The following is a 14,006-nucleotide window of genomic DNA, read 5'->3' as shown; positions in this document are numbered from 1 at the left end:
GACGACGACGAGACCCGGCGGCGGGTCCGGCACGTGGTCACCGAGGACCAGCGGGTGCTCGACACCGTCGCGCTGCTCCGCGCCGGGCGGGCACGCGAGATCGGCCCGCTGCTCACCGCCTCGCACGCCTCGATGCGCGACGACTTCGAGATCACCGTCCCGGAGATCGACACCGCCGTCGAGGCGGCGCTGGCGGCCGGGGCGCTCGGCGCCCGGATGACCGGCGGCGGCTTCGGCGGCTGTGTCCTGGCCCTGGTCGACGCCGACCGCGCCGACGCGGTCGCCGCCGCCGTCACAGCCGCGTACGCCGAGCGCGGCTTCGCCGCCCCCGCCACCGTGACCGTCCTACCGGCCCCCGGCGCCACCCGCCTCGACTGACCCCCCCGCCCCCGGCGTCGACGCCAAGGCCGAGGCACTTACAGAGAAAGAGTGGCTATTCCAGCGTGGATAGCCACTCTTTCTCTGTAAGTGTGTCCGGCAAGCGAGGGGTGAGAGGGGGTCAGGCAGTGTCGACGATCATTCCTGCGCCGACGGTGCGGTTGGTGGTCTCGTCGATGATGACGAAACCGCCGGTGGTGCGGTTGCGCCGGTACTCGTCGGCGAGCAGCGGCACGGTGGTGCGCAGCCGCACCCGGCCGATCTCGTTGAGCCTCAGCTCCCCGGCAGACTCGTCGCGGTGCAGCGAGTTGATGTCCAGCCGGTAGTGCAGGCCACGCACGATCGCCCGCGCGGAACGGGTGGTGTGCTTGATGGCGTACCTGCCGCCGACCTGCAACGGGCGGGCCTCGTCCATCCAGCAGACCATCGCCTCGATGTCCTGGGACACCGCCGGGGCGTTGTTCGGCCGGCAGATCAGGTCACCCCGGGAGATGTCCAACTCGTCTTCCAGGCGGACGGTCACCGACATCGGCGGGAACGCCTCCGCGACCGGCCCGTCGGCGGTCTCCACCGCCGCGATCCGGCTGGTGAAGCCGGACGGCAGCACCATCACCTCGTCGCCCGGCTTGAGCACCCCGGAGGCGACCTGTCCGGCGTAGCCCCGGTAGTCGGTGACCGTGGTGGACTGCGGCCGGATCACGTACTGCACCGGGAACCGGACGTCGACGAGGTTGCGGTCGCTGGCGATGTGCACCCGCTCCAGGTGGTGCAGCAGCGACGGCCCCTCGTACCACGGCATGTTCTCCGAGCGGCCGACGATGTTGTCGCCCTTGAGCGCGGAGATCGGCACCACGGTCAGGTCGGGGGCGTCGAGCTTCGCGGCGAACGCGGTGAACTCGTCCGCGATCCGCTCGAAGACCTCCTGCGAGTAGTCGACCAGGTCCATCTTGTTGACGCAGAGGACCAGGTGCGGCACCCGCAGCAGCGAGCAGAGGAACGCGTGCCGGCGGGACTGCTCGACCAGGCCCTTGCGGGCGTCGACCAGGATCAGCGCCAGGTCGGCCGTCGACGCCCCGGTCACCATGTTGCGGGTGTACTGGATGTGCCCCGGCGTGTCGGCGATGATGAACTTCCGCCGCGGGGTGGCGAAGTAGCGGTACGCCACGTCGATGGTGATGCCCTGCTCCCGCTCGGCGCGCAGGCCGTCGGTGAGCAGCGCCAGGTTGGTGTACTCGTCGCCCCGGGCCGCGCTGACCGCCTCGACGGCGGCTAGCTGGTCGGTGAAGAGCGACTTCGTGTCGTAGAGCAGCCGGCCGATCAGCGTCGACTTGCCGTCGTCGACGCTGCCGGCGGTGGCGAAGCGCAGCAGGTCCATGGGTCGGGCCTCCGGCCCGGCTCCGGTGGCAGGGGCGTCCGTCGCGTTCGCGCCGGCCGGGGCCGCGGTCTCGGTGGTCATCAGAAGTAGCCCTCCCGCTTGCGGTCCTCCATGGCGGCCTCGCTGACCCGGTCGTCGCCGCGGGTCGCGCCGCGCTCGGTGATCCGGGTGGCGGCGACCTCCTCGATGACCTTCTCCACCGTGTCGGCGTCGGAGCGCACGGCCGCGGTGCAGGACGCGTCGCCCACCGTGCGGTAGCGCACCCGCTCCTTGAACCGCTCCTCGCCCGCCCGGGGGCGGAAGAACTCGTTGACCGCGTAGAGCATTCCGTCGCGCTCGATCACCTCACGCTCGTGGGCGTAGTAGATCGAGGGCAGGGCGATCCGCTCCCGGGCGATGTAGTGCCAGACGTCCAGCTCGGTCCAGTTGGACAGCGGGAAGACCCGGATCGACTCGCCCGGGTGGTGCCGCCCGTTGTAGAGCGCCCACAGCTCGGGCCGCTGGTTCTTCGGGTCCCACTGGCCGAACTCGTCGCGGAAGCTGAACATCCGCTCCTTCGCCCGGGCCTTCTCCTCGTCGCGGCGGGCGCCGCCGAAGAGCGCGTCGAAGCGGTGCTTCTCCACCGCGTCCAGCAGCACCGGCGTCTGGATCCGGTTGCGCATCCCGTCGGCCGACTCGCGGACCAGGCCGTTGGCCAGCGCCTCGGGCACGCTCGCCACCACCAGTTGCAGGCCCAGCTCGGCGACCCGCTGGTCGCGGTATTCCAGCACCTCGGGGAAGTTGTGCCCGGTGTCCACGTGCATGACCGGGAAGGGAATGTTGGCCGGGGCGAACGCCTTCTGCGCCAGCCGGAGCATCACGATCGAGTCCTTGCCACCGGAGAAGAGCAGCACCGGCCGCTCCATCTCGGCGACCACCTCGCGCATCACGAAGATGCTCTCGGCCTCCAGCGCGTCGAGGTGCGACACCCGGTAGGCGGCGGGGGCGGTCATGACACGGGCTCGATTCGCTCGCTCATCCGATTTCCAGACCTTTCCGGTCGGGCATGTCAGGAACTGCGGTCAGGCTACCCGGAATGCCTCTGCAGCGCTGCAAGCAACCGGCTGGCGAGATCCTTGCGACAGACCAGCAGGTCGGGCAGGCGCGGATCCGCCTCGTTGTATTTCAGCGCAGATCCGTCGATCCGGGAAGCGTGCAGCCCGGTGGCCGTCGCCACAGCCACCGGCGCGGCCGAGTCCCACTCGTACTGCCCCCCGGCGTGGATGTACGCGTCCACCTCACCGGTGACCACCGCGGCGATCTTCGCCCCGGCCGACCCCATCGGCACCAGGTGCGCCCCGACGTCCTCGGCCAGGTCGGTGAGGAACACCGGCGGCCGGCTCCGGCTCGCCGCCAGCCGGATGGTCCGCCCGCCACCAGCCGTCGCCGCCTCCAGCGTCATCGGGGGGTACGCCGGCGGGTAGTCGGTGCCCAGCACCCGGTGCTGCGCCGGCAACCCGACCGCGCCCGCGACCAGGCCGTGCGGCGTCGGCGCGTTACGCGCCCAGAGCGCCACGTGCACCGCCCAGTCCGAGCGGCCCTCCTCGGCGAACTCTCGGGTGCCGTCGAGCGGGTCGATGATCCACACGCGGTCGGCGGTCAACCGGGGCACCGCCCCCGCGTTCACCTCCGCCGCCCAGGCCAGCCGGGAGCCCTCGTCCTCCTCGGAGAGGACCGCGTCGCCCGGCCGCCACTTCGCCAGCTCGGTGCGGATCAGGTCGTGCGAGACCTTATCCCCCGCCGACTTCAACGCCCCCGGGTCCGAGAAGCCCATCTCCGCGCGCAGGCCGAGCAGCGCCTGGCCGGCCCGCGCCGCCAACCACCGGGCGAACGCGCCGTCGATCATCGGAGGACTGCCCATCACACTGCTCCCGTCGCCTCGCCACGCTCCGCGCCGCCACGACCCGCCCCCGGCGAACCCAGTCGCCGGCCGCGCCACGCCGAAGAGCGCAGACTACCGGCCCCCGGCATCCGACCCGGCGCTCACACTCCGTGATAGAGGTTCTGCGTCGGCTCCACACCCCTGGTGACCACCGACTCCACCACGTCCGCCGCCCGGTCCACCAGGAATTCCAGCTCCTTGCGCTCCACCGCGCTGAAATCCGACAGAACGTAGTCCGCGGGATCCTGCCGCCCCGGCGGCCGGCCGATGCCGAACCGCACCCGGACGTACTCCTTGGTGCCCAGCGACTTCGACATCGACCGCAGGCCGTTGTGCCCGCCCTCACCGCCGCCGCACTTCACCCGCAGCTGGCCGTAGCCGATGTCCAGCTCGTCGTGCACCGCGATCACCTGGCCCGGCGGCACCTTGTGGAACTGGGCCAGGCCGGCCACCGGCCCGCCCGAGAGGTTCATGTAGGTCAGCGGCTTCACCAGCACCAGCTTCGGACCGCCGAAGCCGAGGCGCCCCTCGGCCACCTCGGCCACCGCCCGCTTGTGCCGGCCGAACTTCGCGCCGATCCGGCCGGCCAGCAGGTCGGCCACCAGGAAGCCGACGTTGTGCCGGTTGCCGGCGTACTCCCGGCCCGGGTTGCCCAGGCCGACCACCAGCCACGGCCCCGCCTCGTCCGTCACGCCCCGCCCCTCCCGCAGCTCCCCCGCGCCCGCCGGCCCGGGTCCCGATACGCCGACAGGCGCCCCCCGCGCGGGGACGCCTGTCGCAACGATGCGATCCGATCAGGCCTCGGTCTTCGCCTCGGCGCTCTCCTCGCCACCGGCGGCGGCCGTAACGCCGGCCTCGGCGCCCTCGGAGGACTCGGTTCCCTCGCCGACCCCGGCCTCGATCTCCTCGTCGGCCAACTCGACCTCGGGGAGGGTGGCCTCGAGCTGCTCGGCGGTCGGCGCGGCGGTCACCGAGGCGACCGCCATCTCCGGGTCGGCGATGAGCTCGACGCCGGCCGGCAGCCGGACGTCGGCGGCGGTCACCTGGGTGCCCGCCTCCATGCCCTCGATCGACGCCTCGAGGTGGTCCGGCACCTTGGTGGCGTCGGCGCTCACCGAGAGGGTGTCGTGGTCGTGCACGATCAGGGTGTCCCGCGCGGCCTCACCGATCAGCTGGACCGGGACGTCGACGGTGACCTTCTCGCCCCGGCGGACCAGCAGCAGGTCGACGTGCTCGAAGCTGTCCTTGATCGGGTCACGCTGGATCGCCTTCGGCAGCGCCAGCACCTGGGTGCCGTCGCTGACCTCGATCACGAAGAGCTGGTTGGCGCCGCCCTTGCGGATGGCCGCCGCGAACTCACGGGACGGCAGGGCGATGTGCTTGGGCTTCTCGCCGTGGCCGTACAGCACGGCGGGCACCATGCCGGCCCGGCGGGTACGGCGGGCACCACCCTTGCCGAACTCGGTACGGGGCTCGGCGCTGATCTTTACCTCGGACACGGGAGAACTCCTGATGCTTCGCTGCGGCGGCTTGTCGTCTGGCGGTGCTGGGGCGAGGGGCTCGCTGGGGCTCATGCGTCATGAACGACTGCCCGGAGCACCGCGTCGATCACGGTGCCTCCGTGCGGTGCTTTTCAGCGGCCCGCCGGGCACCCTCGCCGTGGCAACCGCACCAGTCTACCCGAGCTGATTCCGGGGTTTCCGGCAGTCCCCTTATCACCGTTCCCGCCGACCCGCAGGCCGACGGAAACGGTGATCACGCAGGTCGCGCGCGCCGCGCTCCGCTCAGCTCAGTCCACCGAAGAGGGTGGTCACCGAGCCGTCGTCGAACACCTCGCGGATCGCCCGGGCCAGCAGCGGCGCGATCGACAGCACGGTCAGCTTGTCGAGCTGCTTCTCCGGCGTCAGCGGCAGGGTGTTGGTCACCACGATCTCGCTGATCGGGCTGTTCTTCAGCCGCTCGGTCGCCGGGTCGGAGAGCAGCGCGTGGGTGGAGGCCACGACGATCTCCGCCGCGCCCGACTGCTTGAGGATGTCCGCCGCGCCAGAGATCGTGCCACCGGTGTCGATCATGTCGTCGACGATCAGGCAGACCCGACCCTCGACCTCACCGACCACCCGGTTCGCCACCACCTGGTTCGGCTTCAGCGGGTCCCGGGTCTTGTGGATGAACGCCAGCGGGCAACCGCCCAACCGGTCGGTCCACCGCTCGGCCACCCGCACCCGGCCGGAGTCCGGCGCGACCACGGTCATCGGCCGACCGGCGAACTTGCGCTCCACGTACTCGGCGAGGATGTCCATCGCGAAGAGGTGGTCCACCGGGCCGTCGAAGAAGCCCTGGATCTGCGCGGTGTGCAGGTCCACCGTGAGGATGCGGTTCGCCCCGGCCGTCTTGAGCAGGTCCGCCACCAGCCGGGCCGAGATCGGCTCCCGGCCGCGGTGCTTCTTGTCCTGGCGGGCGTACGGGTAGAACGGCAGGACCACGGTGATCCGCTTGGCCGAACCGCGCTTCAGCGCGTCGATCATGATCAGGGTCTCCATGACCCAGGTGTTGACCCCGTGCGTCACGGACTGCACCACGAAGGCGTCCGAACCACGTACCGAGTCCTTGAACCGTACGAAGATCTCACCGTTGGCGAACTCGTAGGCGTCGGCCGGCGTCGGCGCGACGCCGAGCACCTCGCCGATCTCCTTGGCCAATTCCGGAAAGCCACGTCCGGAGAAGAGCATCAGGCTCTTGCGGTTTTCGGCGACGATGCTGCCCATGGGCCCGTCTGCTCCCGTTGGTCGGTGGTTCCCGGCACGGTGGTGGCGGGCCGGGGACTATTCGGTTGCAGTATCTCCCGAGCCGGCCGCCCGGCCCACCGCCTCCGCGTTCCCGTGGATTGCCTCACCTTCACTTGCCGGCAACCCGGGCGTCGACGCACCCTCGGCGGCCAGCCGGGCCCGCTCCGCCGCCGCCGCGGAGGCCGTGCCGGCCCGCTTGCGGGCCACCCAGCCCTCGACACTGCGCTGCGGTGCGCGGGTCACCCCGAGCGCGCCCGGCGGCACGTCCTGGGTGATCGCGCTGCCCGCCGCCACGTACGCCCCGGCGCCGACCTCGACCGGCGCGATGAGGCTCGTGTCGCAGCCGATGAAGGCGGCCTCGCCGACCGTGGTGCGGTGCTTGTTCACCCCGTCGTAGTTCACGAAGATCGTTGCCGCGCCGATGTTGGCCTTCGCGCCGATCGTCGCGTCACCCACGTACGACAGGTGCGGCACCTTCGCGCCCGGGCCGACCTCGGAGTTCTTCACCTCGACGAACGTGCCGACCTTGGACTTCTCGGCCAACCGGGCGGCCGGCCGCAGGTACGCGTACGGGCCGACGCTGGCCCCCGCGCCGATCTCCGCCTGCACCGCGTGGCTGCGCAGCACGGTGGCGCCCGGGCCGACCACGGTGTCGATCAGCGTCACGTCCGGCCCGACCAAGGCGCCCGTGCCGACCACCGTGCCGCCGCGCAGCTGGGTGTTCTGGTCGACCACCGCGTCTCGGTCCAGGGCGACCGTCACGTCGATCCAGGTGGTCTCCGGGTCGAGCAGGCTCACCCCGGTACGCATCCACGCCTCGTTGACCCGGTCCCGCAGCAGCCGGCGCAGCGCCGCCAGCTCCACCCGGTCGTTGCAGCCTAGCGTCTCCACGTGGTCCGCCGCCACGTGCACCGCCACCGGCTCGCCGGACGAGACCAGCAGGCCGAACACGTCGGTCAGGTACTCCTCGCCCTGGTCGTTGTCGGTGGAGAGCTTGCCGAGCGCACCGCGCAGCCGGACCGCGTCGAACGCGTAGATGCCCGCGTTCACCTCCCGGACCGCCCGCTGCTCTCCGGTGGCGTCCCGCTCCTCCACGATCTGCTCCAGCCGCCCGTCGGCGTCCCGGACGATCCGGCCCAGGCCGGTCGGGTCGGGCACCTCAGCGGCGAGCACGGTCGCCGCCGCGCCGGCGCCCTCGTGCGACTCCACCAGCGCGGCCACCGTCTCGGGGCGCAGCAGCGGCACGTCACCGTTGATCACGATCACGGTGCCGGCGACGTCCGGCACGGCGTCCAGCGCGATCCGGACGGCGTGCCCGGTGCCGAGCTGCTCCGCCTGGAGCACCGGAGTGGCGTCGGGGGCAATCTCGGCGAGGTGCGCGCGGACCTGGTCGGCGCCGTGGCCGACCACGACCACTGTGCGCTGGGCGGCCAGCGGCGCGGCGGCGGTCAGCACGTGGCCGACGAGGGTACGGCCCAGCAGCGGGTGCAGCACCTTGGGCAGCGCCGACTTCATCCGCTTACCCTCACCGGCGGCGAGCACGACAACGGTGCGGAGGTGGGGCTGCGACACGACGTGGCTCCCGTCGGGATGGCGGACAGTCTCGCGGCCATGCTAACCACGCACCGGCGGACGCCTGCCCGTTACCCCAGACAACAAAACGGACTTTTATGGATAGCTCGGCCGCCAGGGTTCGAACCTGAAACACGGGTACCAAAGACCCGGGTGTTGCCAATTACACCACGGCCGAAAGGTCGTCAACAGCTTAGCGCCTGCCCTCCGGCGCGACGAAGCTCATTCCATCCGCTCCGTCGAGCCAGCCGCAGCGCCACCAAACCTTCACGTCGAAGATGAAGCTCGTGGCCCTCCAACCCACTCGGCCGCCTGGGTCCGGACCGAATTCTCGGCATACCGGCGCCGCTCGCGTCGCTGATCAATCTTCGCCGTCGGAGTGGGCCATCGTCCTTGGCGTCGGAACGACGAGTCGTCCGCTCCCACGGCGGCACCCCGGAGCAACTCGTACACCGACTGCGACCGAGGCCGGTGCGGGCCTGAATCACGCGGACCGACATCTGCTCCAGGGTGCAGCCGCGCACTTCGCGGCGATCGGATCGGTCATGGTGGCATCCTGGAACGGCCGTACGACAGTTCACCGCATTCATTCGCGACTCTGTCCCATGCGATCTTCCGGCGCTCAAGTTACGGTGACGTAGGCGTAACTTCGTGATCTTCCGTCCCGCTGCGAGGTGCCATGTCGACCGCTCTCGACGAATCCGCCGCCGGTCCCAAGCCACTCACCCAGGGCACGCAGTCGCGTGGCATCCTGATCGCGCTCTGGGCGTTCGTGGTGATCCCCTTCGTGGCCCTGGTCGCCGCCGTCCCGGTCGCCTGGGGCGGCTGGCTGAGCTGGCCCGACCTGGCCGTCGCCGGGTTCTGGTACGTGCTCTCCGGGCTCGGCGTCACGGTCGGCTACCACCGCTACTTCACCCACGGCTCGTTCAAGGCGAAGCGGTGGCTGCGGATCGCACTGGCGGTGTCGGGCTCGTTCGCGGTCCAGGGCGAGATCATCCAGTGGGTGGCCGACCACCGGCGCCACCACGCGTACTCCGACCTGGAGGGTGACCCGCACTCGCCGTGGCGCTTCGGCGCGAGCCTGCGGGGCCTGACCAGGGGCCTGTTCCACGCGCACGTCGGCTGGCTCTTCCGCCGCGAGCTGTCCAACCGGCAGCGCTTCGCCCCCGACCTGCTCGCCGACCGGGACATCAGCCGGGTGGACCGGCTCTTCCCGCTGCTGGTCACGGTCTCGCTGCTCGGCCCGGCGCTGATGGGCGGCCTGCTCACCCGGTCGTGGCAGGGCGCGCTGACCGCGCTCTTCTGGGGCGGTCTGGTCCGCATCGCGTTGCTGCACCACGTGACCTGGGCGATCAACTCGGTCTGCCACGTCTACGGCGAGCGGCCGTTCGCCATGCGCCAGGGTGACCGGGCGTCGAACTTCTGGCCGCTGGCGATCCTGTCGTTCGGCGAGAGCTGGCACAACCTGCACCACGCCGACCCGACCAGCGCCCGGCACGGCGTGCTGCGCGGCCAGGTGGACATCTCGGCCCGGGTGATCTGGCTGTTCGAGAGGGTCGGCGCGGCCTGGGACGTGCGCTGGCCGAAGCCGGAGCGCCTAGCGGCGAAGCTGGTGAAGCCGGTCGCGGCGCGGTAATCCGGGCGATGGCCCGGAAGGTTACCTGGCAGTATGGCCGGGTGGCCGAACGAAGCGGGAGCGACGGGGGCCGGCACGGCGGCGCGGGGGCCGGGGCGGGCGCGGGTACGGTCGTAGGGCGCGACGTCACCGCCCGGGCGGCCGTCGGCGAGGCGACGACGTGAGCGGGCACAGCGGAGGCTCCATCCCACGACAGGGCGTCACCGAGCGCCGGCGAGGCGGCGACATGGCCCAGGCCCCGGGCGACGACGGCACCACCGGCCGGCGGGCGGTCCCGGCGGTCCCGGCGGACAAGCCCACGTCCCGGGTACGGATGTCGGCGGCGCAGCGGCGCGAGCAGTTGATCGCCACCGCCCGGCAGATCTTCGCCGAGCGGGGCTTCGACGCCACCTCCATCGAGGAGGTCGCGGCCCGCGCCAAGGTCTCCAAGCCGGTGGTCTACGAGCACTTCGGCGGCAAGGAGGGGCTCTACGCGGTGGTGGTGGACCGGGAGGTGCGCAGCCTGCTGGACCGGATCACCACGGCCCTGACCGCCGGTCACCCCCGTGAGCTGCTGGAGCAGGCGGCGTTGACGCTGCTCACCTACATCGAGGAGGAGACCAGCGGGTTCCGGGTGCTGGTCCGGGAGTCGCCGCTGATGTCGGCGACCGGCAACTTCAGCAGCGTGCTGAACGACGTCGCGCACCAGGTGGAGCACATCCTGGGCGCCGAGTTCTCCAGCCGGGGGTACGACCCGAAGCTGGCCGAGCTCTACTCGCAGGCGCTGGTGGGCATGGTGGCGTTGACCGGCCGCTGGTGGCTGGAGGTGCGCAAGCCGCGCAAGGAGACGGTGGCGGCGCACCTGGTGAACCTGGCCTGGAACGGGTTGTCGCACCTGGAGGCCGAGCCGGGCCTGATCACCGTGCGGGGGCGTTGAGCCTGGTCAGCGGGTGCCGGCCTCGGAGACGGGGTGCTGGCGGTTCCGCCGCTCCTGCTCGGCGTGCTCGTCGCTGCCGACCTTGTCGTAGAGGCCGGTGCCGAGCAGCACCAGGCCGAAGACCATCGAGACGAGCACGGTGGACATGGAGAAGTTGAGGAAGTTCGCCTCGGTCTGCAGCACGGACATCATCAGGATGCTGGTGACCAGGAAGACGATCCCGGCGGTCAGGTTCATGTAGTGGCCGAGGTTGCCGCGCCGTGACGCGCCGATGATCAGCACGGCTCCGAAGATCACCGAGGCCAGCGAGAACGCCAGGTTGGTGCGGAGCCCGAGAACCCAGGTGCTGCTCCGGTCGAAGAGCGGGTCGCCGATGGTCTGCACGACGCCCCAGACGCCGAAGAGCAGGATGTAGAGCCCTATCAGCCCGGCGAGGACCCGGTAGATCGGGCGTGCCGGGTGGTTCACCGGAAAGTGCGCCATGAGTCCTCCGCCCGAGTTACACCAATCGGGACGATTGTCACCCGGGCGGGCGGCGGATGTCCGCCGAAACGCCAGCCAGGGCGAGACCCGGCGGGGCTGGCCGGAAACAGAACGTCCCGCCCCGCGCGGCGGGACGGCCGGGGCGGAGCGGGACCGGGTCAGGTTCTCGCCGGAGCCCGACCCCCGCAGGGATCAGGCCTGACCGCCGGAGCGGGTCGGGCTCCGGCGAGAACCGACAAGCGCGATCAGAGGACGAGACGGGCCTTCTCCCAGGCTTCCTTCTCCTGGTCGGTGCCGACCTTGCCGTACATGCCGACCATCAGCAGGACCAGGCTGGCCACCATCAGCACGACCACGGTGAAGATGCTGAAGTTGAAGATGTTCGCCTCGGTCTGGATGAACGCCAGCCCGGCCAGGCTGATCACCATCAGGCCGTACGCCAGCCACTGGTTGATCGCCACGTCGATGTTGCGGCCGACCGCGGTGCCGGCCAGCACCACGAGCCCGAGCAGGACGCTGAGCAGCGAGAAGCCGAGATTCGTGCCCTGGCCGAGGACCTGGGTGTCATCCTGGGCGAGGACCTCGTTGCCGGCGCTCGCGATGATGCCGAGCACCCCGAAGACGACCAGGTACAGACCGGTGAGCCCGCCGATCGCCCGGTAGATCGGCCGCGCGGGGTGGTTGACGGGGGTGTGGGCCATGTCTGAGTCTCCAACGCCGTTCGGGTGAGGGGTCGACAGCGATTGTCCCGCATGTGGCGGTGTGACGCCGCACACGGGGCCCGCCTCGACGCTCGACGCCGGTGCTCGCCGCCGCACCGGCCCCGGAGGGGCCGGTCAGACGGCCGGGATCTCGTCGGCGAGGACGAGCCATGCCTCCTCGGTCTGCTCCCGCTCGGCCCGCACCTCCTTGAGCTGGGCGTCGAGTTCGGCGACCTTGGCGTAGTCGGTGGCGTGCGTGGCCAGCTGGTCGAGCAGGCCGGCCTCCTTCTGATCCAGCTTGCCGATCTGCCGTTCCAGCCGGCTCAGCTCCTTGCGCGCCTGCCGCGCCTCGGCGGCCGACATGCCGGCGCCGGAGGTCTTCGACGGGGCTGCGCCGGTCGGCTCTGCCGGCGCCGCGCCGGGGTCGCCGGCGGCGCGGGCGAGGTACTCGTCGACACCGCCGGGCAGGTGCACCAGCCGGCCGTCGCCGAACATCCCGTACACCGATTCGGTGACCCGCTCGATCAGGTAGCGGTCGTGGCTGGCCACGATGATCGTGCCGGGCCAGGAGTCGAGCAGGTCCTCCAGCGCGGCGAGGGTGTCGGTGTCGAGGTCGTTGGTGGGCTCGTCGAAGAGGAGCACGTTGGGCTCCCCGGCGAGCAGGCGGAGCATCTGCAGCCGGCGACGCTCGCCGCCGGAGAGGTCGCTGACCGGGGTCCAGAGCCGGCGGTCGTCGAAGCCGAAGACCTCGGCGAGCTGGGCGGCGGAGACCTCCCGGTCACCGAGCTGCACCCGGCGGGCGATCTCCTCGACGGCTTCGAGGACCCGCAGGTGGCCGGGGAGCTCGGCGAGTTCCTGGGAGAGGAACGCCGGCTTTACCGTCGAGCCGGTGTGGAACCGGCCGCCGTCGGGGCGGGTCACCCCGGCGAGCATCCGCAGCAGGGTGGTCTTGCCGGCGCCGTTGCGGCCGAGGATGGCGATCCGGTCACCGGGGCCCACCTGCCACGTGGTGTCGCGCAGGATCTCCTTCGGGCCGGCGTGCAGGGTGACGTCCGCCAGGTCGTACACCTGCTTGCCGAGCCGGGCGGTGGCGAGCCGTTGCAGCGACATGGTGTCGCGCGGCGGCGGGACGTCGGCGATGAGCGCGTTGGCCGCGTCGATCCGGAACTGCGGCTTGGAGGTACGGGCGGGCGGGCCCCGGCGCAGCCAGGCGATCTCCTTGCGGAGCAGGTTCTGCCGGCGGGCCTCGGTGGCCGCGGCGACCCGCTCGCGCTCGACGCGCGCCAGGGTCCAGGCGGCGAAGCCGCCCTCGTAGGCCCGGACGGTCTGGTCGGCGACCTCCCAGGTGGCGCTGCAGACCGCGTCGAGGAACCACCGGTCGTGGGTGACCACGACGAGGGCGCCCCTGCGGCCGGCCAGGTACTTCGCCAGCCAGTCGACGCCGCCGACGTCGAGGTGGTTGGTGGGCTCGTCGAGGATGAGCAGGTCGGACTCGCGGACCAGCAGCGCCGCGAGGGCGACCCGGCGACGCTCGCCGCCGGACATCGGGCCGACCGGCTGGTCGAGGCCGAGGTGGGGCATGCCGAGGCCGCCGAGAATCGCCCGGACGCCGGCGTCGCCGGCCCACTCGTGCTCGGCGCCCATGCTCTCGGCGAGCCAGGCGGTGCCGAGCACCACGTCGCGGACGGTGGCGTCGGGAGCGAGGGTCAGATTCTGCGGCAGCCAGGCGACCCGCAGGTCGCGGCGGTGGGTGACCCGGCCGTCGTCGGGATCTTCCTGCTTGGTGAGCAACCGCAGCAGGGTGGACTTGCCGGCGCCGTTGAGGCCGACCACGCCGATCCGGTCGGCGTCGTCCAGGCCGAGCGAGACGTCGGTGAGCAGCGGCCCGGCGGCGCCGTACCCCTTGGACACCCGGTCCAGGTTGACGATGTTGGCCACGACCTCACCTACCTCTCATGATCAAGGCGTCCCGGTGCCGGGGGCACGTGGGACGCCTGCGACATTCAGGGTACGCGGGCACCTGGCCGTCCGGCCGAGCGCCGCCCCTGGGGGTCAACCGGTCCCGGCGCCCGCTTGTTCCGTCCCGGCCGCAGCGCGGCGCACGCCGGCACCGGCAGGCCAGCCCGGGCAGGACCGATGACGCAGGGCCGGGGGTGGCCCGGCCGGCTCAGACGACGCGGGCCCCGGCGACCGGGCCGTGCGCGACGCGGGCCTCCCGGCACACCCCGGCGGCCGCCA

12 protein-coding genes, 1 tRNA gene and 1 pseudogene are annotated in these 14,006 nt (G+C 71.7%); 3 read left to right on the top strand and 11 right to left on the bottom strand.

From position 1 onward, the window contains the following. Positions 1-378, top strand: a pseudogene (locus NCC78_RS16345) (galactokinase); the annotation flags it as partial. Between the two features lie 121 nt (positions 379-499). Here NCC78_RS16345 and NCC78_RS16340 read toward each other — a convergent pair. The 8 genes from NCC78_RS16340 to NCC78_RS16305 all read right to left on the bottom strand — a co-directional run bounded on the left by NCC78_RS16340 (position 500) and on the right by NCC78_RS16305 (position 8,210). Then, complete coding sequence (locus tag NCC78_RS16340) at positions 500-1,834, bottom strand: sulfate adenylyltransferase subunit 1 (RefSeq protein ID WP_250795429.1); 1,335 nt, start codon at positions 1,832-1,834, stop codon at positions 500-502. Beyond that, positions 1,834-2,745, bottom strand: a complete 912-nt coding sequence (gene cysD, locus NCC78_RS16335; RefSeq protein ID WP_250795428.1) for a sulfate adenylyltransferase subunit CysD — start codon at positions 2,743-2,745, stop codon at positions 1,834-1,836. The genes NCC78_RS16340 and cysD overlap by 1 nt, the downstream gene beginning before the upstream one ends. Positions 2,746-2,819: 74 nt before the next feature. Next, complete coding sequence (locus tag NCC78_RS16330) at positions 2,820-3,653, bottom strand: inositol monophosphatase family protein (RefSeq protein ID WP_250795426.1); 834 nt, start codon at positions 3,651-3,653, stop codon at positions 2,820-2,822. A gap of 122 nt (positions 3,654-3,775) precedes the next feature. Continuing rightward, the gene (pth, locus tag NCC78_RS16325) at positions 3,776-4,366 is read right to left on the bottom strand and encodes an aminoacyl-tRNA hydrolase (protein WP_250795425.1); all 591 of its coding nucleotides are present in this window, start codon (positions 4,364-4,366) and stop codon (positions 3,776-3,778) included. A 102-nt stretch (positions 4,367-4,468) separates the two neighbouring features. After that, a complete protein-coding gene (locus tag NCC78_RS16320) occupies positions 4,469-5,173 on the bottom strand; it encodes a 50S ribosomal protein L25/general stress protein Ctc (protein WP_250795424.1) in 705 nt (234 codons plus the stop codon). Positions 5,174-5,458: 285 nt separating this feature from the next. Further along, positions 5,459-6,439: a ribose-phosphate diphosphokinase gene (locus tag NCC78_RS16315; protein WP_250795423.1), complete on the bottom strand. Its 981-nt coding sequence runs from the start codon at positions 6,437-6,439 to the stop codon at positions 5,459-5,461. Between the two features lie 57 nt (positions 6,440-6,496). Beyond that, positions 6,497-8,032: a bifunctional UDP-N-acetylglucosamine diphosphorylase/glucosamine-1-phosphate N-acetyltransferase GlmU gene (glmU, locus tag NCC78_RS16310; RefSeq protein ID WP_308220913.1), complete on the bottom strand. Its 1,536-nt coding sequence runs from the start codon at positions 8,030-8,032 to the stop codon at positions 6,497-6,499. Between the two features lie 106 nt (positions 8,033-8,138). Then, positions 8,139-8,210: transfer RNA gene (locus tag NCC78_RS16305), tRNA-Gln, on the bottom strand. A gap of 501 nt (positions 8,211-8,711) precedes the next feature. Here NCC78_RS16305 and NCC78_RS16300 point away from each other — a divergent pair. Together NCC78_RS16300 and NCC78_RS16295 are read left to right on the top strand one after the other, a co-directional pair. Continuing rightward, positions 8,712-9,668: an acyl-CoA desaturase gene (locus NCC78_RS16300; protein WP_250795421.1), complete on the top strand. Its 957-nt coding sequence runs from the start codon at positions 8,712-8,714 to the stop codon at positions 9,666-9,668. A 226-nt stretch (positions 9,669-9,894) separates the two neighbouring features. Continuing rightward, complete coding sequence (locus NCC78_RS16295) at positions 9,895-10,584, top strand: TetR/AcrR family transcriptional regulator (RefSeq protein ID WP_250795420.1); 690 nt, start codon at positions 9,895-9,897, stop codon at positions 10,582-10,584. Positions 10,585-10,590: 6 nt separating this feature from the next. On the opposite strand, the gene NCC78_RS16290 is transcribed toward NCC78_RS16295, so the two are convergent. The 3 genes from NCC78_RS16290 to NCC78_RS16280 all read right to left on the bottom strand — a co-directional run bounded on the left by NCC78_RS16290 (position 10,591) and on the right by NCC78_RS16280 (position 13,706). Next, on the bottom strand, positions 10,591-11,067 hold the full coding sequence (locus NCC78_RS16290; protein WP_250795419.1) for a DUF4383 domain-containing protein: 477 nt from the start codon (positions 11,065-11,067) through the stop codon (positions 10,591-10,593). A 245-nt stretch (positions 11,068-11,312) separates the two neighbouring features. Next, a complete protein-coding gene (locus NCC78_RS16285) occupies positions 11,313-11,768 on the bottom strand; it encodes a DUF4383 domain-containing protein (RefSeq protein WP_250795418.1) in 456 nt (151 codons plus the stop codon). Positions 11,769-11,903: 135 nt separating this feature from the next. Continuing rightward, positions 11,904-13,706 (bottom strand): ABC-F family ATP-binding cassette domain-containing protein, encoded by a 1,803-nt coding sequence (locus NCC78_RS16280; RefSeq protein ID WP_250795417.1) that lies wholly within the window; start codon positions 13,704-13,706, stop codon positions 11,904-11,906. Positions 13,707-14,006 lie beyond the last annotated feature (300 nt).

The sequence above is a fragment of the Micromonospora phytophila genome (genome assembly GCF_023656545.1).
GTDB classification, from domain to species: Bacteria; Actinomycetota; Actinomycetes; order Mycobacteriales; family Micromonosporaceae; genus Micromonospora; species Micromonospora phytophila.
This window is presented reverse-complemented; position numbering and strand designations above follow the sequence as displayed.